We start from the raw sequence: 23,581 nt of genomic DNA, 5'->3' as shown, positions 1-23,581 counted from the left end.
ACGCGCTGGTGAGACGAGTTTATCGGCGCTTACCCCAGCAGTTGCCCCAGCTTCATTGCCACACCCATATTGCCCGAGATCTTGAGCTTGCCCAATGCCACGCCGGTCATTGGGTTCAGCTTGCCGGTCAGCAGCTTGGTCAGGTTTTCCTGTGAAATTTGGATCGTGCAGTCTGCATCCTGATCTTGTGTCGTCGCCTGATTGTCGATCAGCACGATCACCCCGTCATCACCGCAATCGAACTTGAGAGAGCCGTCAAATGTCTTGCCGTTCAGACCTTTCTGGATCCCGTCGGCGATGTCCTGAAGCATGGTATGTCCTTTCCCCGTTGACCTTTGCGTAAAGACAAACAGGCAAAGCAGGCAAGGGTGACGCTACTGGAACTGACTTGTCAGCGAAGACAAAGAAAAACCCGGCATCCTTTCGGGCACCGGGTTCGTCGTTGCAACGATGGCAAGAATTATTTGGACAGACGCTTTTCGCGCGAGGCTAGCAGTTTCAGACGCAACGCGTTCAACTGGATGAAGCCAGCCGCGTCTTTCTGATCGTATGCCCCGGCATCGTCTTCAAAGGTTACATGCTCTTCAGAATAGAGCGAATGATCCGACCAGCGGCCAACGGTCGAGGCCAAACCTTTGTACAGTTTCACGCGCACGGTTCCGGTGACATGTTCCTGCGACTTGTCGATTGCAGCTTGCAACATCTCTCGCTCAGGCGAGTACCAGAAGCCATTATAGATCAGCTCCGCATATTGCGGCATCAACTGGTCCTTCAGGTGCATTGCGCCACGGTCCATGGTGATGGATTCGATACCACGGTGCGCTTCCAGCAGGACGGTTCCGCCCGGTGTTTCATAGATGCCGCGCGATTTCATGCCAACAAAGCGACCCTCGACCAGATCGAGACGCCCAATGCCGTGCTTGCCGCCATATTCGTTCAGCTTGGTCAGGATGGTTGCGGGGCTCATCGCTTCGCCATTGATGCTGACCGCGTCGCCTTTTTCAAAACCAATCTCGATGAATTCAGGCTCGTTCGGCGCATCCTCGGGGTGAACCGTGCGCTGATAGACATAGTCGGGCGCCATATCGGCAGGGTCTTCCAGAACCTTACCCTCGGACGAAGTGTGCAGCAGGTTGGCATCAACCGAGAAGGGTGCCTCGCCGCGTTTGTCCTTGGCGATCGGGATCTGGTTCGCTTCGGCAAATTCCAACAGCTTGGTCCGGCTGGTCAGATCCCATTCGCGCCAGGGCGCGATCACCTTGATGTCGGGGTTCAGCGCGTAAGCCGCGAGTTCGAACCGCACCTGATCGTTGCCCTTGCCGGTTGCGCCGTGGGCCACCGCGTCGGCACCGGTGGCTTCAGCAATCTCAACCAGACGTTTCGAAATCAGCGGGCGCGCGATCGAGGTGCCCAGCAGATACAGACCCTCATACAGCGCATTGGCGCGGAACATGGGGAAGACAAAATCGCGGACGAATTCCTCGCGGACATCCTCAATAAAGATATTCTCGGGCTTGATTCCCAGCATCTCGGCCTTTTGGCGCGCTGGCTCAAGTTCCTCACCCTGACCCAGATCGGCAGTGAAGGTTACGACCTCACAACCATACTCGGTCTGCAGCCATTTCAGGATGATCGAAGTATCAAGGCCACCGGAATAGGCCAGAACAACTTTCTTGGGCGCGGACATCTGACTTCCCCTTATTCGTAAGACGATTGGCCCCTAACGGGTTTTGTGAGCGGGGGCAAGTTATCTGCGTTGACGCAGGGTCTGAATTGGGGTGAAACACTTGTATATAAAACAAGGCTTGGTTGAGAGGGCGGTTCAAAGATGTTGGGTTGGCAGATTTTTGTCCATTCCGTGCGGATGGTATTTGGGAACATCAAACAGGTTCTGCAGATTACTGTAGGTCCTGCTTTGATCGCAACAGCGTTGATCGTAGCGTTATTCATGGTGTCAGGTTTTCCGTTGGAAGCTTTTGACGAAGGCGCAGGAGAATTGCCACCGGGAGCTTCAGTAGGCGGTATTTTTCTATTCGTTATTGGCCTGATCGCCGTGCTTCTTGTCACAATCTTCTGGATCGCGGTTTCTTGGCACCGCTATATCCTGCTCGAAGAATATCCCACTGGTATCTTCCCAACCTTTCGGTTCGATAGAATTCTCGCCTATTTAGGACGCGCCTTGATGTTGGGAATACTGATGGTAGTCGCGTGGATGCCAATGGGGCTGGTCTTTGCATTGCTTGGGGAAAGCCTCGCGGGTTTGTCGATCATCCTGTTTTTGGTTTACGTGGTCTTTTTGTTGGTGTGCTTTTACCGGCTGTCGATTATCCTGCCTGCAGCCGCCATTGGGGACCCCATCACACTCGGCGAAGCATGGACCAAAACGCAGGGTATCGCAGGCTCGGTATTGGTGCTGCTCGTTGTTTCGTTCCTGTTCCAATTTCTTGTGCAGCTTGTTTTTACGGCTCTGGCAATCATTCCGGTGCTGGGAATCTTGTTGACGGTGTTTTTTGGGACTTTGGTTCTGCCGATGATCAACGTTAGCATCCTGACAACCATGTACGGAATCTTCATCGAAAAGCGGGAACTCACCTGACCGCGCCCGTACACATATGTATTCCTTGCCCTTTTAGTCGGGATAAGCGAGTGAAGCGTTCATGACCGATTTCATGACCCGCGCCCGCGCCGCCGAACAAGTGATGCGTTCTGTTTTTCCGGCAACGCCGTTGCAACGGAATGCCCACCTGTCCGACCACTATGGCGCCGATATCTGGCTTAAGCGTGAGGATCTCAGCCCGGTGCGGTCTTACAAGATCCGCGGCGCGTTCAATGCCATGCGAAAGCAGCAAGGGCAGGATCTGTTCGTCTGCGCCAGTGCGGGCAATCATGCGCAGGGTGTTGCTTATATGTGCAAACACCTGAACGTACGCGGTGTCATTTTCATGCCTGTGACCACGCCGCAGCAGAAAATCCAGAAGACCCGGATTTTCGGCGGCGACAATATCGAGATCCACCTGACCGGAGACTATTTCGACGACACGCTGGCCGCCGCGCAAGACTGGTGCGCCCAGCAAGGTGGGTACTTTCTGTCGCCCTTTGATGATGAGGACGTGATCGAAGGTCAGGCGTCCTTAGCGGTTGAGATTGAGGAACAGCTTGGACGGGTTCCCGATCATGTCATCTTGCCAGTGGGTGGTGGTGGCATGTCGTCTGGCGTGGCCACATGGTTCGGGGATCGGACGCATTGTCTGTTCGTGGAGCCGGCGGGTGGCGCCTGTCTGCGCGCGGCTTTGGCGGCGGGCCATCCGGTGGCTCTGGATCACGTAGATACATTTGTCGACGGTGCGGCAGTGGGCCGGATCGGTGAAAAGCCGTTTGAGCTGTTGAAATCCCGCCATTTGTCCGACGTCTTGGTTCTGTCCGAAGATCGTATCTGTACCACCATGATCGAAATGTTGAACGTCGAAGGCATCGTACTGGAACCAGCGGGGGCTCTGGCGGTTGAGGCTGTGGGCGACGTGCAAAGCTTTATCCGGGGTAAGACCGTGGTGTGCGTCACCTCAGGCGGCAACTTTGATTTCGAACGATTGCCTGAGGTCAAGGAACGAGCGCAGAGGTATTCCGGCGTCAAGAAATACTTCATCCTGCGCCTGCCACAACGTCCGGGTGCATTAAAAGAGTTTCTGGGCATCCTGGGCCCCGAGGACGATATTGCACGTTTTGAATACATGAAAAAGTCGGCGCGCAATTTCGGGTCGGTGCTGATCGGTATCGAAACGCGAAAGCCTGAGAATTTTGTGCGCCTGTTTGCGCATCTTGATGATGCGGGTTTTACCTATACCGACATCACCGAAGACGAAACGCTGGCGCAGTTCGTGATCTGAAGCCACGATCAATTTGTGTGTCTCTCCGGCCTGTTCAATCTTCATTTCGGTTTCTGGAATTGCCGGGAAATGTAGCGTCGCGAACAGGAAGAAGCCGCGCTGACATTCGCTAAAAACTGCATAATCCCGCCTTGAATTCGGCGGTTGAGCGTTCAAAAATGCTGAGGATATTGGCAAAGTCGACCGCCTGGCTGTCCCCTTGTGCCGATTGTCGTTCCCCGTCCTGACACAGCTTGGCCAAAGTTTCGAACCCAAGGCTCAGCGCGCTACCTTTTACGAAATGCAGGTTTTGTTCAAACTCGGTGCGGGCGGTGTCGTTCCGAAGCAGGGTAAGGGCTTCGTTCACCTCATCAAGGAAGATCTGCACCACCTCATCAAACTCACTGGCGCCAACCTCGTCCCTTAGTTGCCGGACCCTGGACCAGTTGATCATGCCATCCTCGCTTTATCTGCCAGGAGATTTGGTACCGCAGAACCGGTAAAGAGCAGGTTAAGCGGAATGAACTTCGGCTTTCACCCATTGTTAAACTGCGGCGCGATAGGGTCTTCCCATTCTGATAAGCGCCGCTGGGCAGAGGGTTAAGGTGACAAGGGTCAGTCAGGCAGAAAGTGGATCAGATCTGGATTTTGGTGTGATCCAAAAGGTGCTTGTCGTTGATGACAGCCGCCTGCAGCGGCGTATTCTGGTCGCCTCGCTCAAAAAATGGGGATTTGACGTGCTTGAGGCCGATAGCGGTGATGTTGCGATTGAAATGTGCGCAGCGGACCCGCCGGATCTTGTCCTCAGCGATTGGGTGATGCCGGGGATGAGCGGGCTGGATTTCTGCAAGGCGATCCGCGCCTTGGACAACAAGCAATACAGCTACTTCATCCTGCTGACTTCCAAAAGCGAAAAGCAAGAGGTGGCGCGCGGTCTGGATACCGGTGCGGATGATTTTCTGATCAAACCGCTTGAGGCGGATGAGCTGCGCGTGCGTATATCAGCCGGTGCGCGCATTCTGGATATGCAGCGCGAATTGTCCAAGAAAAATCAGATGATCGAAACCGCGCTTGAGGAACTGCGCGTCGCCCATGACGCGATCGACAGGGACTTGATCCAGGCGCGCAAGATACAGGAATCGCTGGTACCCGAGCTGACGCGCGAATTCGGTAAGTCTAGGGTCAGCATGTTGCTGAAACCCTGCGGTCATATCGGCGGCGATCTGGTGGGGATGTTCTCTCCGGGTGTGAACAGGCTTGGGTTCTACAGTATCGATGTGTCCGGGCATGGCATCACGTCTGCGATTATGACTGCACGCTTTGGGGGCTATCTGTCCAGCAATCATTTCGACCAGAACGTGGCGATGGCGCGGCGGTTCGACAAATTTTATGCTCTGCTACCGCCGGAAGAAGTTGCCGAAACCCTGAACTCGCGACTGATGGCGGATACGGGGATCGAAGAGTATTTCACGATGGTCTATGCCATCGTAGATCTGCGCAACAGGTATGTGAAAATGGTGCAGGCCGGGCACCCTCATCCGCTGTTGTTATGTCAGGACGGCAGAACGGAATTTCTGGGCGAGGGCGGGTTGCCTATTGGATTGCTGCCGGACGTCACGTTTCAGCGGACCGAGTTCTAAATGCAACCCGGCGACAGGCTATTGCTGTATTTCGATGGGTTCACAGAATGCAGCCTCGCCGACGGTGGCCTGCTGGACGAGGATGGCTTGCGACAGATGGCGCTGGATTGCGGGCCGGACCGAAACGGAACGGAGTTCCTGGACGATATGTTCTGGCGGCTGACGCAAGCGATGGCACCTGGCCGAGGTATGGATGATGATGTTTCGGCTGTTTTCTTTGAATACAACGGACACTAAAGCCGCTGTTCATGCAGCGCGGCAAAGTGGCGATCTCCGTCATTGCCCAGCAATTGGACCGCATCGGCGGTGTCCATCCATATGGCTTCATGGAACGGCTCAGACGGTGGACCCATGCGCTGGATGGGACGCGCGCGATAGATATGGCACAGCTTTTCGGCCCACAAATCGTATTCGGGCATATAAGTGAACCGACGAAAAGCACCGATGCGGCGGGGCGACGCGATCAACCAGCCGGTTTCTTCGAACACTTCTCGGTGCAGGGCAGTGATGGGCGATTCGCCCGGATCAATTCCGCCGCCGGGCAATTGCAGATCGGGTCCGGGTTCTGTCTGACAGGTCAGCAAAAGGCTGCGGCCTCGGGGCAGCAATGCATAAACACCCACCCGGCGTGTATATGTTCGCCCGGCCTGAGGGGTTTCACCAAACCGTCTGATCATGTATGGCCCCTTAAAACCCGAATAGTTCGACCTATATGCTGGCGGTATGCCAACCTGTGGCGTGTAAGGAAACCCCATGTCTCTTGGAACAAAAATCGCGTGGGACGACACCGTCCTGCCCTTTCAACTTGATGTATCGGATATGCGCGGCCGCGTGGCCCGTCTGGATGGTGTGCTTGATGGCATCCTGAGCCAGCATGACTATCCAGAAAAGGTCGAGGCTCTGGTGGCCGAGATGGCCCTGCTGACCGCATTGATCGGCCAGACAGTTGCGCTGCGCTGGAAGCTGTCCCTGCAGGTTCAGTCTAAAGGTCCGGTGCGCATGATTGCGACCGACTATTATGCGCCTCAGCAAGAGGGGGAGCCGGCCCGCATTCGCGCCTATGCCAGCTTTGACCGCGACCGTCTGACTGATGGTGTGCCTTTCGATCAGGTGGGCGAGGGGTATTTTGCCATCATGATCGACCAGGGTGAGGGGACCCAGCCGTATCAGGGAATCACCCCTTTGGCGGGTGGGTCGCTGAGTGCCTGTGCTGAGGCGTATTTCGCCCAGTCGGAACAATTGCCGACCCGGTTTTCGCTGAGCTTTGGCAAATCGACCGAACCGGGCGTTGGAGAACATTGGCGCGCGGGTGGCGTCATGCTGCAGCACATGCCCAAGGCTTCACCCTTCGTGGCATCAGGCGAGGGCGAAGGGAACATCCTGACTGCAGATGACCTTGTCGATGGTGAAGAAGGTGAAAACTGGGGTCGCGTCAACATCCTGCTGGATACGGTCGACGATTTGGAACTGATCGGCCCGTCGATTGCACCTACGGATCTGTTGGTCCGGCTGTTTCATGAGGAACAGCCGCGCGTGTACGATGCGCAATCAGTGCAATTCGGGTGTACCTGTTCAGAAGACCGTGTTCGTCAGAGCCTGTCGATCTATTCGGCCAAGGACATCGAAAAGATGACCACGCCCGAAGGCGACGTGACGGCTGATTGTCAGTTCTGCGGTGCACATTATGTGCTGGATCCTGCCACGGTCGGATTTGATGCTGACAACGCCTGATCCAACAGATCAGCTGCGGGCGGTCTTGCGCCGCCCCGGTAACGGGTCCAGTGATTTTGACCTGAATCCCGATTTTGCCCTGCCTGAGGGTCGCAAACTGCGCCCTGCCGGTGTTTTGGTTGCGATTTCAGTCGCAGATGGCGCCCCGCGCTTGATTTTGACCAAGCGATCCTCGGCGCTTAAGCATCACCCGGGGCAGATAGCGTTTCCAGGCGGCAAGCAGGATAACGGCGATGCGGACGTGACTGCCACTGCATTGCGTGAGGCGCGCGAAGAGATCGGACTGCCGCAAGAAATGCCGGAAATTCTTGGCCACCTACCTACGCATGAAACAGTGACCTCATTCACCGTCACACCTGTGGTGGCGATCCTGCGGAAACCTTTCCATCCAGTGCCTGAACTGGGCGAAGTGGCCGAGGTGTTTTCAGTTCCACTTGCACATGTGCTCAACCCTGCGAATTATATCGTTGAATCGCGCCACTGGCGGGGACAAAGGCGGTATTACTACACGGTACCTTTCGGCCCTTATTACATCTGGGGCGCAACAGCCCGAATTCTGCGGGGATTGGCAGCACGGATCAACGAATGACGCAAATCAAAGAAGACTGGGTGTCGGAATCGGCAACGCAACAGGTCTGCGCTGCCCTGACCGATGCCGGGTACCAAGCCTTGTTTGTGGGTGGATGTGTGCGCAACGCGCTGTTGGGCGCTCCGGTATCGGATATTGACATCGCCACAGATGCGCGGCCCGACAAAGTGGTCGAGCTGGCACAGCAAGCTGGGCTCAAGGCCATACCCACCGGGATCGATCACGGCACAATCACTGTGGTTAGCCAAGGCATCCCGCATGAGATCACTACCTTTCGTCGTGACGTGGAAACTGATGGCCGCCGCGCCGTTGTCGCTTTTTCCGACAAGGTCGAAGAGGATGCCGCGCGTCGCGATTTCACGATGAACGCGATATATGCACGGCCCGACGGGACAATTTTGGACCCTCTGAACGGTTTGCCAGACCTGCAAGCGCGCCGCGTCCGGTTCATCGGCACTGCCGCGAACCGCATTCGCGAGGATTATCTGCGTTCGCTGCGCTATTTCCGGTTTCACGCCTGGTATGGCGATGTCGAGGCAGGGTTCGATCCCGACGCTCTGGCCGCCATTGCGTCCAACCTGGACGGTCTGGCCGGCTTGTCCCGCGAACGCGTGGGTGCTGAACTTTTAAAGCTTCTGGGCGCACCAGACCCCGCGCCATCCGTCGCCGCAATGCGCAGCGCCGGAGTACTGGTGCAACTATTGCCGGGTGCTGATGATCGTGCATTGGCCCCGTTGATTGCATTGGAACAGCAGGCAGGCGCTGATCCGGAACCGGTGCGGCGACTGGCGGCGATTGCGCCGTCCGAGATCGCGCAAACCCTGCGCCTGAGCCGCGCGCAATTGCAGCGCCTGACACGAATGCGGGATGAGGCGTCCAGCCCGGTCAGCTTTGCCGAATTGGGATTTCGGTACGGTGAAACGGACGGGCTTCATGAAGCGCTATTGCGGTGTGCCTTTTTGGAACAGCCTTGGTTAGACTCGATAAAGCACGATCTCAACGTTGGTGCGGGCGCGACCTTCCCGATCAGGGCAACTGATCTGATCCCCGAGTTCACCGGCCCTGCGCTGGGCAAGAAACTGGCCGATCTTGAGGCGAAGTGGATCGCTTCGGGGTTCACACTGGGCCGCGAAGATCTGCTTGGCGGATAAAGGAAGTCTCAAAAGGGGATGACAAGTAAAAGAGTTTATGATTATTTGCCCCTGTCACATGAATGGAGGGATGCGAATGTATTACGGGATCTGGGACAGCTAAGGCTGGAACACTTTGACCCGTAAGGGTGGTGTTCTGACGCCATCTTTCTTCGCATGACTAATTTTCTGCTCAACCGGAGCACTCTCCATGTTTCGCTATTTCGAAAACCTCGTTGACCCTTTTGTTGCCTACAAGGAAACCGACACGCCGCCGACGCGGTTGTGGCCGTTCATGCTGGATTACTCGCAACCGTTCATGCGGGTGTTCTTCTGGGCTGGTTTAATCTCTGTCGTTGTTGCGGCAGTTGAAGTTGGCCTGATTTACTACATGGGCCGGGTGGTTGACCTGCTGTCGGGCCCTCCGGCCGAGGTCTGGCAGAACCACGGCACCGAGTTTATCCTGGTCGCGGCGTTTGTGCTGCTGCTGCGCCCGATGCTGCATGTCGTGGATGTGCTGTTGTTAAACAACACGATCCTACCGAACTTTGGCACCCTGATCCGCTGGCGTGCCCACAAACACGTTCTGCGCCAATCCGTCGGTTGGTTCGAGAATGATTTTGCCGGTCGCATTGCCAATCGGATCATGCAAACGCCGCCTGCCGCAGGCGAGGCCGTGTTTCAGGTGTTTGACGCCATCTCATTTTCGATTGCCTATCTGATTGGCGCTGCGATCCTGTTGATGGCGGCGGATCCACGGTTGCTGTTGCCACTGCTGATCTGGTTTGCGCTTTACGCCATACTGGTGCGCTGGACGGTGAAAAGGGTGGGTCCGGCTTCGCAGGCTGCGTCCGATGCGCGCTCGGCTGTGACGGGTCGGGTGGTGGACAGCTATACCAACATCCATTCGGTCAAGATGTTCGCCCATAACGAACAAGAGTTGGACTATGCCCGCGAAGCCATTGAAGAAACGCGTCGTACCTTTCAGGTCGAAATGCGGATTTTCACCATAATGGATGCGGTACTGGTCGCTCTGAACGGTTTGCTGATCGTCGGCGTGGTTGGTTGGGCCATTTCTCTGTGGATGCAAGGGAGTGCATCTGTGGGTGTCGTTGCGGCGGCGACTGCTTTGACCCTGCGACTGAACGCGATGACCGGATGGATCATGTGGGCGCTGACCAGCTTCTTCCGTCAGCTTGGTGTCGTGGCCGAAGGCATGCAGACCATTGCCCAGCCCGTTGACCTGTTGGATGTGCCGAATGCCAAGCCCTTGCAGTTGAGCAAGGGTCAGATCGACATCCGTGATCTGTCACACCATTACGGTCGCAAGACCGGCGGGCTGGATCACATCAATCTGACCCTCAATCCGGGCGAAAAGATCGGTCTGATCGGGCGGTCCGGTGCGGGAAAATCGACCCTAGTTAAGTTGCTTTTGCGGTTTTACGACGTTGAACAGGGCGCGATCCTGATTGACGGTCAGGACATTTCCAGGGTCACGCAGGACAGTTTGCGCAGCCATATCGGTATGGTTCAGCAGGACAGCGCCCTGTTGCATCGGTCGGTGCGTGACAACATCCTCTATGGTCGCCCCGATGCCACCGAAGAACAGATGATTGCCGCCGCCAAACAGGCTGAGGCGCATGAGTTCATCCTTGATCTGCAAGACCCAGAAGGGCGCACGGGGTATGATGCGCATGTGGGCGAGCGGGGTGTGAAACTGTCCGGTGGTCAGCGGCAGCGCGTGACGCTGGCGCGGGTGATCCTGAAGGACGCACCCATTTTGCTGTTGGACGAGGCGACATCCGCTCTAGATTCCGAGGTCGAAGCGTCAATTCAGGAAACTCTCTACGGTATGATGCAAGGAAAAACCGTGATCGCCATTGCCCACCGGCTGAGCACCATCGCGCAGATGGACCGTATTCTGGTCATGGATGGTGGTCGGATCGTCGAAGAAGGCGGCCATTCCGAACTGTTGGCGCAAGGTGGGCTTTACGCCCAGTTCTGGGCGCGGCAATCTGGGGGCTTCCTGAATCCGGAGGCCGCTGAATGAGGATTGCCGACCTCATAAACCCGTTCAAAAACATCGAAACGCCCCCGCCGCAATCGCTGGGGGCGTTCATTCGCTGGTGCCTGTCTGGCGCATGGCCAATGATCTTCGTCGCGGCGTTTTTCTCGGCTACTGCGGGTGCGATGGAGGCGGGCACTGCGTGGATGCTGGGCCTGGTCATTGACGCAGCAACCACAAGCGGACCCGAGAACTTTCTGACCGCCAACAACGTCTGGATGATCCTTGGGGTCGTTGCGTTTTTCATGCTACTGCGGCCAGCCCTGTTCGGGCTTTCGTCGTTGACCAACAACTATATCGTCATGCCCAATATCACGCCGTTGGTTCTGGCCAAGCTGAACCGGTGGACGCTGGGCCAGTCGGTCACCTATTTTGACGACGATTTTGCAGGGCGGATCGCGCAGAAGCAGATGCAAACATCCAACGCGATGGCGTCGGTGGTATCCGAGACGATTAGTGCGATCGTGTTTGCCTTGGCCTCGCTGGCGGGCTCATTGCTTTTGTTAGGGTCTATTCATCCGCTGGTTATGCTGCCATTTGCGGCTTGGCTGGTTGTGTATTTCCTGCTTGTCCGTTGGTATCTGCCGCGCATCCGTAAACGCTCAGCGGCGCGGGCAGGCGCTCGCGCGATGGTGTCCGGGCAAGTCGTCGACACGATCACCAATATCAAAACCGTTAAACTGTTTGCCCACTCTGACTTCGAAGATCAGGCCGCGCGGAATTCCATGGTTGATCTGCGAGAAAAGATGTTGGCGTTCGGAAGCCTGTCGGCCAGTTTCCGCTTTATCTTGATGCTGTTGGCCGGGGTTCTGCCGGTTTTGCTGATAGGTGCAACGCTGTGGCTGTGGCAAGCGGGGTCTGCGACAGCCGGTGACATTGTGGCCGCAGGTGCCATTTCCATCCGAATTGCCCAGATGACAGGCTGGGTCAGTTTCACCCTCATGGGTCTTTACGCCAATGTTGGCGAGATCGAGAACGGCATGAATACGCTGGCCAAGCGTGAACGGGTTGAGGATCAAACGGGCGCGGCGGAGTTGTCCGTGCTCGAAGGCCAGATCACCTTTGACCATGTCAGCTTTGCCTACGGTCGGGATGTTGGCGGTGTATCAGGCCTGAACATGACCGTGCACCCCGGCGAGAAACTGGGCATTGTCGGCGCTTCGGGGGCAGGGAAATCAACCTTGGTTTCGCTGCTGTTGCGCCTGTACGACGGTGAAAAGGGCACGATCTTGATAGATGGTCAGGACGTATCCGGAATAACGCAGGACAGCTTGCGCCGTCAGATCGGCATGGTCACGCAGGAAACCGCGATGTTCAATCGGTCGGCGCGGGAGAATATTCTTTACGGCCGCCCTGACGCCTCGGAAGAGGAAATGATCGAGGCGGCCAAAAAGGCCGAGGCGCATGAATTCATCCTCAGCCTTCAGGATGCCCACGGACGCACCGGCTATGAAGCACATCTGGGCGAGCGCGGAGTGAAGCTTAGCGGTGGTCAGCGTCAGCGGATCGCGTTGGCGCGCGCCATCCTCAAGGATGCGCCTATATTGGTGCTGGATGAGGCAACCTCGGCACTGGACTCCGAGGTTGAGGCCTCGATCCAGACGGCTTTGCATCGGGTGATGCAAGGCAAGACGGTTCTGGCTATCGCGCATCGGTTGTCCACACTCAGCGAGATGGACCGGATTATTGTCCTGGACCAAGGGCGTATCGTGGAAACCGGCACACATGACGCGTTGTTGGACCAGGGTGGGCTGTATGCCCGGTTCTGGCATCGTCAGTCAGGCGGGTTCATTCAGGCCGAGGCTGCGGAATAAGGGTTTTGTTGCCGGCCAAGCCCCGGTATCAGGCCCTCATGACGCAAACCTACACCATTACCCGCCTTGGTCATCAAGGCGACGGCATCGCTGATGGCCCCGTTTACGCTCCGCGCACCTTGCCGGATGAGGTCGTCAGCGGCACGCTGCTGGATCAATTTCTGACAGATATCCGTGTCGAGACGCCCTCGGATCAGCGGGTCAAGGCACCGTGTCGTCACTACAAATCCTGTGGTGGATGCCAGTTGCAGCACGCGGCAGATGGATTCGTTGCGGATTGGAAGGTCGAAGTGGTGCGTACCGCGCTGGCCGCGCAGGGGTTGGAGGCGTCGATGCGCCCGATCCATACGTCGCCAGAACGGTCCCGCCGTCGCGCGACGATCGCGGTACGACGGACCAAAAAGGGCACTCTGGCCGGTTTCCATGGCCGCGCGTCAGACACGATCACCAAGATCCCGGATTGCCATTTGCTCGACCCGGCCCTGATCGCGGCCATTCCGGTGGCCGAAGCACTGGCGGTTCTGGGTGGCAGCCGTAAAGGGGTGTTGGCGGTGACGCTAACCTTGTCCGAAGCCGGGCTTGATGTGGCGGTCAAAGGCGGCAAACCGCTGGACGGCCCGCTAGAGCTGACTTTGGCACAAGCGACCGAGAAAAACGGTCTTGCCCGGCTCAGCTGGGATGGTGAAGTAATTGCCATGCGCCAGCCACCCGTTCAGCGTTTTGGTCAGGCAAATGTTGTTCCGCCGCCCGGCGCGTTTCTACAGGCGACAAAAGACGGAGAACAGGCTCTACTAAAGGCGGTTTCCGAAGCTGTGGGTGGTTCCAAGCGCGTTGTGGATCTGTTTGCTGGCAGCGGCACATTCTCTTTGCCTCTGGCAGAGGGGGCCGAAGTTCACGCCGTTGAGGGCGAAGCAGCGATGACGCAAGCGCTGGATCAGGGGTGGCGCAGGGCGCAGGGCCTCAAACGGATAACGACCGAGGCACGGGACCTGTTTCGGCGACCGCTGATGCCGGATGAGCTAAAGTCTTTTGATGCTGTGGTGATCGACCCGCCACGCGCCGGGGCCGAGGCGCAAGTGACCGAACTGGCGCAGGCCCTGCGCCCGGTGATTGCTTATGTGTCCTGCAACCCGGTGACCTTCGCCCGCGATGCGAAAATTCTTGTTAATGCGGGCTACACCCTTGAATGGGTACAGGTTGTTGACCAATTTCGATGGTCGTCACACACCGAACTTGCGGCACGGTTCACCCTGAACCCTTAAGACTTACAGGAGACTACCCGAATGGGGATCACACAACGCCTGCTGACCCTTATCGAAGCACCAGCTTTCGGGAAGTTCATTACCGGTGTCATCATCTTCAACGCCGTGCTGCTGGGGACGGAGACATCACCCACCCTTATGGAAATTGCAGGTCCATTGATCGTAACACTGGATAGCCTTTGCCTGACCATTTTCGTTGTTGAAATTGCGATTAAACTGCTGGCTACAGGGCGCAGGTTTTTTACCAACGGCTGGAATGTCTTTGATTTTGTGATTGTCGGCATTGCTCTTGTACCGGGTGGGTCCGGTCTGTCGGTGCTGCGGGCATTGCGGATTTTGCGGGTTCTGCGTGTCATCTCGGTCGCGCCACGCCTGCGCCGCGTGGTCGAAGGGTTTATTTCGGCCTTGCCTGGCATGGCCAGCGTGTTCCTTCTTATGGCGATCCTGTTTTACATCGGTGCGGTGATTTCAACCAAACTGTTCTCGCAGACCTTCCCGGACTGGTTCGGCGATCTGGGCCTGTCTGCCTACACACTGTTTCAGATCATGACGCTGGAAAGCTGGTCCATGGGGATCGTGCGCCCGGTGATGGAGATCTATCCTTACGCCTGGCTGTTCTTTGTGCCATTCATCATGGTGACCACTTTTGCGGTAGTAAACCTGCTGGTTGGTCTGATCGTGAATTCGATGCAAGACGCGCACCATGCCGAAGACGAAGTCAAAACCGATGCCTATCGTGACGAAGTGCTGGAGCGGCTTGAAAGCATCGAACGTCGCCTGACAGAGCAGCAAAACATCAAAAAGTGATTTCAGTTTTCACATTTTCTGGCATAATACAGAAAAAAAGAGCAGCAGGCAGTGAACATGGATCGTCGAGCATTTGGATTGGGTGCAATGGCAACGCTGAGCCTCTCAGCTTGTGCCTCGGCCAACCCCAGAATTCTAACTTACAACGGACCCGAAGTGACCTCTCTGGTCATCAACAAGGGCTCGCGGAAACTATATCTTCTGCACAATGATAAGATCCTGAAAGAATACAAGGTTGATCTTGGATTTGCGCCCAACGGCACCAAAGCCAAGCGCGGTGATGGGCGTACGCCGGAAGGCAGCTATCTGATCGATCGGCGCAATCCCAATAGCCGTTATCATCTGTCGCTGGGGATCTCGTACCCGAATTCTGAGGATGTCGCGAAGGCGAAGGCCATGGGTGTCGATCCCGGCGGCGATATCTTTATCCACGGACAACCGAACCGTCGCAAAGAGCGTAAGCGCGCCAAAAAGACGTTAGATTGGACTGCGGGTTGCATCGCCGTCAAGAATGACGAGATCGAAGAGATCTATTCAATGGTAAACCGGGGAACGCTGATTACTCTGCGCCCCTAATCGGTTTCCAAGACTCAAATCCGAACTTCATATAGTCACGCTGGTAGGCCTGGGCGGCTAGCGTTTCCAGTTTGTCGTCATAAATCTCAGCCAGAGTGAACGGGGAATCCGGTTCACTGAGTTCGGGTAGGGGCGGTGTGCTGTGCCCCATCCGGCGCGCCAGGTCGGGCAGGGCTGTCGTGACCTCATCCTCCCTCAGGATCAGGTCGGGCAATGCGAAGGGCGCCATCCCCTCAAGGGCCTGCGACTGACTGCACCATGCCGCATCCACGCGTATGGCGGTCTGTAGGGCAAGATTCTGGCGCAGGAATGTCAGGAAAGCGGAAAACGCCTCGTAATGCTGCTCAACCGGGTAATTGCCATCACGCAATTGTCCGGGGATCGGAATCTTTAACCGGTTGCGCAGGACGTGTCGGATTTTCGGATAGGCGCCGGAACCTGTGTTGAGGATATGTCTGCAAAAGGCCCGATGCGCGCGCGCCAATGGGTGTTGCAGCACGGCGAACTTTCGATGCCCGGGATTGGAAAGAAACCACTGACGCGTCTGTTTCCTGTTCTGATTGGTCAGCAATTGCTCGACATCAACATGGTCCAGCGCGGCCATCCACCTTGTTACCGGACTTTCCATTCCCCCGCGGATGGGCATGTACATCAGCGGTGTCTTTGGTGCGGCAACGTAATTCGCAACCAATGGACGTCGGCGTGGTTCGAAATTCGGAGTGCTGTGCAGGTTGAAGCTGTCGATCTGTGACAACGCCTGCTCCAACTCATCGGGGTTCGTCACTTTCGCCAGCGCCGGCTCGGGGTTTTGCGGTTTGAGTGTTTCGTCGATCGCCGACAGCCTGCCTGACACACCCAACCAGGCGGCAAGACCATTCAGAAGGTGCACCTGGTTCAGGTCTTCATAGGCAATGTAAAATGGGGTCTGGCCGCTTTGCTGCAAACGCTGCGACAGCATCAGGTGGTATTCATGCTGCCGGTTCAGGTATTTCATGAACGCTTCGGCATCGAACTCAACCCGCGCTTCGCGACGACGCTTGATATTTTTCAGCTGCCACTGCTTGGTTTCGCGCGCAATCTTCAACGAGATGAAGCTGTCCAGAGGGTTTCGGGTCAGAATGATCTTGGCGCAGCGCGGATCGCCCAAAGCTGGCTCTAACACACGTGGATCATGTCCCTGAAAAAGGCGAAACCCGTTCAGTTCCCCTGGTGCCTGCCGGATTGCCTCAAGCAATGTGGAAGGGTTACGATCCCGCTCTTCCACCGAGATGCCCAGCAGAGTGTCGGATTTTAAGCGCCCGATGAAATGGGGATTGAACGCCTCGCCATAGCTGGTGACCCCTTCGATGGCGTTCAGGTTCGCCTCAAGCAGGTTGGAACCGGTCCGCATGGCTGCAAGAATGATAAAATAGTCAAATTGGGGCGTCATTTATCTTTACTGCACCAGATAGGGTTTTCGATATGGCCGGACCCGGTCGGCAAAACTGTCATCCGGTGGGAAATCGCCCATCAGATAAGGGTGCATCCCCTGGTTCTTTAGGTTTTGCAGGAACTGTCCGAACCCTGACAGATCCACCATTTTTGGTGCTTCGGTCAGGTGGCTGGTTTGGGTGGTTCCGGTATCCTCGACCGCGGTCTGCAATGGCTCGACCGGAGATTCAACGAATTCTGCCAGTGTCCACTTGCGAACCCGCGCCTTGGTCCAGACAGAAGACAGGATTTCCAGTTGCTTGGTTTCGATCTGCTGCAGCCGCGCGGCCTCGGCGCGGATATCGGCAAAGTTTAGGTTTGATCGAAACAGCGGAATCGCCCAGGCCCCGGTTATGACTGAAATCAGCGCATTCTTGTCCCGAGCCAGAAGCCAGTTGATTTCTTGCGTGTCCGCGGGGCCGAACTGAAAACACTGTTTTTCGCCGCGCGTGTTCCAGATCAGGTTCGAAAGGAAAGCCGTTGGGTTGTAGTCCCGCAGCTTTGCGCAATCGCTGAGGCCGCCGTTGACGATGGTTTCTCCTCCAGCGAATTCAGCGCGCTTCGGGTGAAACAGATGCCCGTGGATACGCGCGCCGGTGATGTTGCTCAACCAGGGTTCAAAATCTTCGAACACTTCGGAAAAGCCCTGAAAAACCGAATACGGAGAGGACGTCAGCCCGTTTTCGTTGCCGTGCCGTGGAAACCGGCTTTGCATGTACAACCCGTCACGCCCACGTGTGCGCCGTTCGACCGCTTTGGAAAACACCCGGTCAATTTTGCTTGGGTTGGGCTCTGTGGGTTTCATGGCGCCGGCCTGATCGGTTAGAAAGGCTTGATACAGGCGATCCGCGTTAGGCCAGGCTTTGCGGGCAACAAAACAGTCGGACCTGCGCAGTAGCTGCAGGTGATCGTCATAGAAAATATGCGGACGACCCTGATAGTCGAACTTGGACAGTGTCAGAGACCGGCTTTCGATATGGGTGGAATACAGGCGCGCTAGCGTCTGGAAGTAGCTTTCGTCAGGTATCCAGACGCGCCGAAAATACCGATCATAGGTCTCGCGTTTTGGATCCTGCAATATGGCCGACAGAGTTTGGCGGGTCAGACACCACCACTGGCTACCCATATGCGGCACAAGCCCTTCGGGTATGTGGCGTCGAATGCGCAACGCGCGTTGCAGTTTCACATAGGCGTCAAACAGTTTGCGGTTCTTGCGCCACGAGAACGGAAATCTCAGGGTAAAGCGTTCCTGATCCAAGCCTCCGATGGTCCAGCTCACATCAGAGGTAGTGGCGCTTTCAATGAAATCCACGCGCGGCCTGTCCGAGAGGTAATTGACCAGTTCATCCACTGGCCGCAAAGGAAGACAGGACCCCGAAGTCAGGAAAACATGGCGGACATCGGGAAATGTCTCAAGCATCAGTGCGGCGGCAGATTGCGAGGCGGCAACGATGCCCCACCCACCCCAGTTGCAGACATGACGGTCAGAAAACCGGATCAGCGGGTCATTCGCACAGGCGGCAACGAATTCCGCATAGACCTTGTTTGGCACCTTGCGGTCCACATGGATCACCACCGGGCACCCCGAAGACGTCCAGTGGCGGGCCACTTGCCCGGCACGGTTCAGCGCGGTGTGAACCAGCATAATGATGCCCAGATTGCTCATGCCCAGTTTCCTTTTGACATGAGGCCTAAAATCTCAAGTTGTCGCCAGTTGATATAAGCTTCGGACTTGTCGCACCAGAACTCGGGCATGTCTGCCAAATGTTCGGCATAGGCGCGATATTCCCCAGAGCTGCGGTAATGCTGGCCGCGCTCCATCTCTTCCTGGGCCTTCTCGCCCAGTGTGCTGATGAGTTTGGCGTGCAACAACGCACCGCTTGTTTTTTCGCCACCCCATTCATCAAACACCTTGTTCAACCCGCGTGGCAGCAGCGCATGGGTCGAGCTGACATAGACATAGCGCTTGTCCCATTTCACCAACGGAATCTTGTTCAGCGCAGGCGCTTTTTTCGGCGTGTCCTTAAAGAACACGCGCGCGCGGGGTCCGCCTTGAATCCAGAGATTTCCGTATGTCGGGTTCTTTGTGATCGTATAATTTCCTGCATCAAACCATTTGGCGATTTCGAACGGGTTTTGCCCCTCGGAATAGATGGCGTCTTCGACCGGCCCTTCGGGATACATGTCGATCAGCATTGCACTGAAGCTGCGCACGGCGCAGCCGTCCAGCCAGTCAGTCAGGGCGCGGATCGGCCGGGTATCGCAGAATGGATAGATGAAGAATTCGTCCGGGTCGACGGTCAGAACCCAGTGGCGGTGCGCATATTTGCGCAACAGATAGTTTGTCCAGTCCACCCCAAACGACGCACGTCTATAGCTTGCATCAGCGCGCCAGACCGACACATCGGGTTGACCCGCCAGATATTCCAGTGATCCGTCATTGCTGGCGTTATCAACGAACAGAAAATGGTTGATGCCCAGCTGCCGGTAGTAGGTCAGAAAATACGGCAGGCGAATTTTCTCATTCCGTATGACGCTGACTAGCAGGACGTCTTTCCGTGTTATCGAATTTGTATTTACGGAAACGGGAACAAGGTCGCGCCGCTTTCGAAGGCAACGCAATAAACGGCGCTTACGCCGCAATCTCATTCGGTATGAATCCAATAGGCCCACGCGACTGCCCAACCTTTGTTATTTACGCGAGCGTGCCCGGAGCCTTTACAAGCCAGAGTGGTACCGGACAATTGCCGTTTTATGCCATTTTTCCATCTTTCGAAGCAACGACTTTAAAAACCGTTAGTTTGAGTTGTGGCTTTCCCAATCAATTGTTCCCATCAGACCCAGTTGCTGCAATGAGTTCCAACCGGTGTATCGCTTGGACTCTGGCGCCCACATGGCGGGGCGATCCGTGATGCCGTCATAGTAGTCTGCAAACTGTTCGGGATCGTGAAAGTGTTGCCGGCGCTCTTTCTCGATCTTTGATTTTTCCACAACTTCGGGCAGGAATTTGGTGTGCAACAAAACACCAGATGGTGCTGTGCCGCCGGGCCCTCCGTAACTGGCGTTCAGATGTCGTGGCAATGCGGAATGGCACGAATTCACATAGGCGTAGCGCCGCGACCACCGGACCAACGGGATTTTGTTAAGCGTCGGGGATCGGCGTGGGGCGTCGGCAAAGAACATACGCTCGCGCGCGCCGCCCTGCACCCAAAGGTTGCCCAGCGGGCTTTGCCGTTGTGCGCGGTAGGGGGCGGCATCAAACCAACTCACCACCTCGGTCGGGTCGTTTTCAGGATCATAGCCTTGTTCCCCCAGCGGGCCATTGGGATAAAGATCCAGCATCAGCGCGCCAAACGCTACACGTCCCTGATCATCTAACCATTTCGTCAGGTCCGGTAGGGGCCGGGTGTCATGATTGGGGTAAATCAACAACTCATCCGCATCGACCATCAGAGTCCAGTGGTGGTGCCCATAGCACATTTGCAACCAAGTCAGCCAATCCAGCCCATAGCGCGACATGCGATAGCTGTCCCGGGTCTGCCACAGTGACACGTCCGGCTGTTTCCTGAGAAAGGGCACCGAGCCATCGTCGCTGTCGTTGTCGACGATCAGAAAGTGATCAACCCCCAATGCACGATAATGGCGCAGGAACCAGGGCAGGCGGGTGATTTCATTGCGCAGCGTGGTGAAGGCCAGAATACCACTAGGTATGATGTTCGCCGTGCGGTCGCTCAGACTGGACAATTGATGGCGGCTGCGAAAGGACCGCCACAACAATCGCTGCCGTTTTAGCCGCAACTTGTACATTTGCACCCATGAGATGGGCGGAAGCGTTTCTTCCCCTGTACCAGTCACAATAGGCTCATTTTTCGTAATGGCCGTTCTGATGCCAGCGCCACGCATCGGCAATCATCGTCTCTAATGTGGACCTTTTGGGCGACCATCCAAGTTCCTCGCCAGCGCGCACAGAACCCGAGACCAACTTTGTGCAATCCCCAGCCCGGCGCGGTCCGATTGCATAAGGCACGTCGCGGTTGGTGACGGCGTTGGAGTGGCTGATCACCTCCATCACCGAAAACCCCGATCCGGTGCCCAGGTTGAAGACGCGGCTGTCTTTGCCTTGTTCCAACCAGTTCAATCCCAAAACGTGGGCATCGACCAGATCGCAAACATGTACATAATCGCGGATGCAGGTGCCGTCTGGTGTTTCGTAGTCCGTCCCAAAAACGGTCAGCCCGTCGCGCTTGCCGTCGATGGCGTCCAGCATCAGCGGCACAAGGTGGGTTTCCGGGCGGTGGAACTCGCCCACCTCGCCATCAGGGTCGGCACCGGCCACGTTGAAATACCGGAAGATCACGTGGTTCAGCCCGTGCGCGGCCTCGAAATCGCGCAGGATATCTTCGATGGCACGTTTTGAGGCGCCGTATGCGTTCAGCGGCAGTTGCGGCGTGTCTTCGTCCAGTACCACATTGTCATGCTCGCCATAGGTGGCGCAGGTGGACGAGAAGACAAAGTTCTCACATCCGGCGGCAACTGCGGCTTCAATCAAATTCAGCGAACCAGTCACATTGTTCGACCAGTATTTACCGGGCTCGGACATCGCCTCGCCCACCTGGCTGAGGGCTGCAAAGTGCATCACCGCCACGGGTTCATACTTGGCGAACACTTCCTCCAGCCGGGCGCGATCCAGCAGATCGCCCTGTTCAAAGGGCCCGAATTTCACCGCGTCTTGCCAACCAGTTACCAGATTGTCGAAAGTGACCGGTATGTACCCTGCCCGAGACAGCGCTTTGCATGCATGAGATCCAATGTACCCGGCGCCACCGGTCACAAGAATGTTTTTCATAATTCGTTCCGAATTGTAGTACCGCGCTCAGGTAGATGATGTCTTGGACGAAATTTCAGCGGAAAAAGGTTCAATCCAACCCCATCGCGGCCATCATCTCTTCGAGTTTCGGCACATCCTGCGGATTGTTCAACTCCCAGAACTGACGCCCCCTGGCCTCGACCTCGACGCACAGAACCTTTCGACCGTTTTCCATAAACCGCAGCTGTTCCAACCCTTCCAGCTGTTCCAACGGTCCCACAGGCCATGTTGGATAGGCGGCAAGAGCATCGGGGCGATACGCGTAGACGCCGACATGGTGGAACACCGGGGTCGGCTTGTCGCCAGAAAACGTTTCTGCGGTAAAAGGCACGACCTCTTTCGAGAAATACATCGCGCTGTGATCGGCTTCGAACACAGCGGTGGTGCCTCCAACGCGCCCATGTTTGCGATCGTTCAGCAGGCTGTTCAGAGCATCGCCGTCGCAGCGCAGAACCGGGGTGGCAACACCAGCCTCAGGTGCAGCGCGCAGACCAGCGATTAGGTCTTCGACAAACCAATGAGGGGTTAGCGGGGCGTCCCCCTGCAGGTTAACGACGATCTCATAGCCAGCGCCCAGCGCAGTATGCGACTCGGCGCAGCGTTCTGTGCCATTCCCGCAGGTCACGGATGTCATCACCACTTCGGCCCCGAACCCTTGGGCCACGTCGCGAATGCGGTCGTCATCGGTGGCGACAACCACTTTGTCTACACCCGATACGGAACAGGCGGCGCGCCAGGATCGTTCTATCAGGGTCATCGCATTGCCATTTGCCCCGGTCAGCGGAACCAGCGGCTTTCCTGGGTAACGGGTCGAGGCATAGCGTGCAGGGATCGCAATCAGAACAGACATCAGGCCTCCTTCAGGTCAACGCCCGGAGCGTAGGCGATAAAGAACGGGTTTGCATAGCCGTCCTTGCCATAGGTCAGCGGCGTGTGGTCATCGAAGCGAACAACCTTGCCACCGGCACCGGCCAAAACGGCGTGACCAGCGGCTGTATCCCACTCCATCGTGCGCCCGACGCGGGGATAAAGGTCCGCCTCGCCAGTGGCGACCAGACAGAATTTCAGCGACGAGCCCGCGCTTTTGCTGTCTTTGACCTGATATTTGTTGATGTAATCCTCGGTCGCCTGATCGCGGTGAGATTTTGAGGCGACGACCATCAACGCTGAATTGTCTGGTTCAGACACTAATATCACGGTCACGTCGCCAGCTTGCGCCTTGTCAAGCGCGCCGGATTCTTCGACCGATTGACCGTCCGCTTGGGTGTAGAACATGCGCCCTTTGGCCGGTGCATAAACAACGCCGCGGGTTGGAACACCGTTTTCGACCAACGCGATATTCACCGTGAAGTCACCACGCCGGTTGATGAATTCCTTGGTCCCGTCCAGAGGATCGACGATCAGAAACGTGTCCCCTTTTTCCAAATGTGAGGCAGCCTGCTCCTCGGTCACCAACAGAATTTCCGGGAATGCAGCACGTAAGCCCGCCGAAATCAGGGCATCGGCGGCCTCGTCCGCTTCGGTCACGGGGCTGGCGTCGGATTTGACTTTGACGTCGAAATCATCCGCCTCGTAGATCTGCATGATCGTGTCCCCGGCTTCCAGCGCCAGACGTCTGATTACGGGAATAAGGGCGTCATAGGTCACAAAAATGCTCCGTTGCTGTAGTTTGTTGATCGAAATCCTTGTGGGCCTTATGATGCGGCGGTTACGAAACGGCAAGAATTTCGTGGCAGTTTGCAGGCAGTTCAGCGGGAAAGAGTGTAC

21 protein-coding genes and 1 pseudogene are annotated in these 23,581 nt (G+C 56.5%); 11 read left to right on the top strand and 11 right to left on the bottom strand.

The features are described from left to right. Positions 1-29: 29 nt before the first annotated feature. A complete protein-coding gene (locus RUA4292_RS20440; protein WP_058279254.1) occupies positions 30-311 on the bottom strand; it encodes an SCP2 sterol-binding domain-containing protein in 282 nt (93 codons plus the stop codon). A gap of 149 nt (positions 312-460) precedes the next feature. Further along, entirely contained in the window at positions 461-1,687 is a 1,227-nt protein-coding gene (locus RUA4292_RS20435; RefSeq protein ID WP_058279253.1) for an argininosuccinate synthase, read from the bottom strand. A gap of 141 nt (positions 1,688-1,828) precedes the next feature. Between RUA4292_RS20435 and RUA4292_RS20430 the strand changes: the two genes are divergently transcribed. Beyond that, positions 1,829-2,596 carry a hypothetical protein gene (locus RUA4292_RS20430; protein ID WP_058279252.1) on the top strand — a complete coding sequence of 256 codons (768 nt, stop codon included), beginning with the start codon at positions 1,829-1,831 and terminating at the stop codon, positions 2,594-2,596. A gap of 61 nt (positions 2,597-2,657) precedes the next feature. After that, the gene (gene ilvA, locus RUA4292_RS20425; protein WP_058279251.1) at positions 2,658-3,884 is read left to right on the top strand and encodes a threonine ammonia-lyase IlvA; all 1,227 of its coding nucleotides are present in this window, start codon (positions 2,658-2,660) and stop codon (positions 3,882-3,884) included. A 109-nt stretch (positions 3,885-3,993) separates the two neighbouring features. Here the strand turns inward: ilvA and RUA4292_RS20420 are convergent, their stop codons facing one another. Continuing rightward, entirely contained in the window at positions 3,994-4,317 is a 324-nt protein-coding gene (locus tag RUA4292_RS20420) for an Hpt domain-containing protein (protein ID WP_058279250.1), read from the bottom strand. A 151-nt stretch (positions 4,318-4,468) separates the two neighbouring features. Here RUA4292_RS20420 and RUA4292_RS20415 point away from each other — a divergent pair. Then, a pseudogene (locus RUA4292_RS20415) lies at positions 4,469-5,740 on the top strand (PP2C family protein-serine/threonine phosphatase). Here the strand turns inward: RUA4292_RS20415 and RUA4292_RS20410 are convergent. Further along, positions 5,737-6,180: an NUDIX hydrolase gene (locus RUA4292_RS20410; protein ID WP_058279249.1), complete on the bottom strand. Its 444-nt coding sequence runs from the start codon at positions 6,178-6,180 to the stop codon at positions 5,737-5,739. The pseudogene RUA4292_RS20415 and the gene RUA4292_RS20410 overlap by 4 nt on opposite strands. 76 nt (positions 6,181-6,256) lie before the next feature. Here RUA4292_RS20410 and hslO point away from each other — a divergent pair, with 76 nt between their 5' ends. The 8 genes from hslO to RUA4292_RS20370 all read left to right on the top strand — a co-directional run bounded on the left by hslO (position 6,257) and on the right by RUA4292_RS20370 (position 15,477). Then, entirely contained in the window at positions 6,257-7,234 is a 978-nt protein-coding gene (hslO, locus tag RUA4292_RS20405; RefSeq protein ID WP_058279248.1) for an Hsp33 family molecular chaperone HslO, read from the top strand. Continuing rightward, positions 7,218-7,823, top strand: a complete 606-nt coding sequence (locus RUA4292_RS20400; RefSeq protein ID WP_058279247.1) for a CoA pyrophosphatase — start codon at positions 7,218-7,220, stop codon at positions 7,821-7,823. The genes hslO and RUA4292_RS20400 overlap by 17 nt, the downstream gene beginning before the upstream one ends. Beyond that, positions 7,820-8,974, top strand: a complete 1,155-nt coding sequence (locus RUA4292_RS20395; protein WP_058279246.1) for a CCA tRNA nucleotidyltransferase — start codon at positions 7,820-7,822, stop codon at positions 8,972-8,974. The genes RUA4292_RS20400 and RUA4292_RS20395 overlap by 4 nt, the downstream gene beginning before the upstream one ends. A gap of 190 nt (positions 8,975-9,164) precedes the next feature. Continuing rightward, on the top strand, positions 9,165-11,003 hold the full coding sequence (locus tag RUA4292_RS20390; RefSeq protein WP_058279245.1) for an ABC transporter ATP-binding protein: 1,839 nt from the start codon (positions 9,165-9,167) through the stop codon (positions 11,001-11,003). After that, positions 11,000-12,832 (top strand): ABC transporter ATP-binding protein, encoded by a 1,833-nt coding sequence (locus RUA4292_RS20385; RefSeq protein WP_058279244.1) that lies wholly within the window; start codon positions 11,000-11,002, stop codon positions 12,830-12,832. Before RUA4292_RS20390 ends, RUA4292_RS20385 begins: the two co-directional genes overlap by 4 nt. A gap of 38 nt (positions 12,833-12,870) precedes the next feature. Then, on the top strand, positions 12,871-14,094 hold the full coding sequence (locus tag RUA4292_RS20380) for a class I SAM-dependent RNA methyltransferase (protein WP_058279243.1): 1,224 nt from the start codon (positions 12,871-12,873) through the stop codon (positions 14,092-14,094). Positions 14,095-14,115: 21 nt separating this feature from the next. Then, complete coding sequence (locus RUA4292_RS20375; protein ID WP_058279242.1) at positions 14,116-14,901, top strand: ion transporter; 786 nt, start codon at positions 14,116-14,118, stop codon at positions 14,899-14,901. Positions 14,902-14,958: 57 nt separating this feature from the next. Then, positions 14,959-15,477 (top strand): L,D-transpeptidase family protein, encoded by a 519-nt coding sequence (locus RUA4292_RS20370; protein ID WP_058279369.1) that lies wholly within the window; start codon positions 14,959-14,961, stop codon positions 15,475-15,477. Here the strand turns inward: RUA4292_RS20370 and RUA4292_RS20365 are convergent. The 7 genes from RUA4292_RS20365 to cysQ all read right to left on the bottom strand — a co-directional run bounded on the left by RUA4292_RS20365 (position 15,461) and on the right by cysQ (position 23,461). Then, on the bottom strand, positions 15,461-16,906 hold the full coding sequence (locus RUA4292_RS20365; protein ID WP_058279241.1) for a hypothetical protein: 1,446 nt from the start codon (positions 16,904-16,906) through the stop codon (positions 15,461-15,463). The genes RUA4292_RS20370 and RUA4292_RS20365 overlap by 17 nt on opposite strands. 6 nt (positions 16,907-16,912) lie before the next feature. Next, entirely contained in the window at positions 16,913-18,613 is a 1,701-nt protein-coding gene (locus RUA4292_RS20360; RefSeq protein WP_058279240.1) for a DUF5927 domain-containing protein, read from the bottom strand. Beyond that, a complete protein-coding gene (locus RUA4292_RS20355) occupies positions 18,610-19,596 on the bottom strand; it encodes a glycosyltransferase family 2 protein (RefSeq protein WP_058279239.1) in 987 nt (328 codons plus the stop codon). Before RUA4292_RS20355 ends, RUA4292_RS20360 begins: the two co-directional genes overlap by 4 nt. Positions 19,597-19,743: 147 nt before the next feature. After that, positions 19,744-20,754, bottom strand: coding sequence for a glycosyltransferase family 2 protein (locus RUA4292_RS20350; RefSeq protein WP_058279238.1), 1,011 nt, complete (start codon positions 20,752-20,754; stop codon positions 19,744-19,746). Positions 20,755-20,809: 55 nt separating this feature from the next. Further along, entirely contained in the window at positions 20,810-21,793 is a 984-nt protein-coding gene (gene galE, locus RUA4292_RS20345) for a UDP-glucose 4-epimerase GalE (RefSeq protein WP_058279237.1), read from the bottom strand. A 70-nt stretch (positions 21,794-21,863) separates the two neighbouring features. Beyond that, positions 21,864-22,664 (bottom strand): 3-deoxy-manno-octulosonate cytidylyltransferase family protein, encoded by an 801-nt coding sequence (locus RUA4292_RS20340; protein WP_058279236.1) that lies wholly within the window; start codon positions 22,662-22,664, stop codon positions 21,864-21,866. Next, positions 22,664-23,461, bottom strand: a complete 798-nt coding sequence (cysQ, locus tag RUA4292_RS20335; RefSeq protein ID WP_058279235.1) for a 3'(2'),5'-bisphosphate nucleotidase CysQ — start codon at positions 23,459-23,461, stop codon at positions 22,664-22,666. The genes RUA4292_RS20340 and cysQ overlap by 1 nt, the downstream gene beginning before the upstream one ends. Positions 23,462-23,581 lie beyond the last annotated feature (120 nt).

Source organism: Ruegeria atlantica, assembly GCF_001458195.1.
In the GTDB taxonomy this organism is placed as follows: Bacteria; Pseudomonadota; Alphaproteobacteria; order Rhodobacterales; family Rhodobacteraceae; genus Ruegeria; species Ruegeria atlantica.
This window is presented reverse-complemented; position numbering and strand designations above follow the sequence as displayed.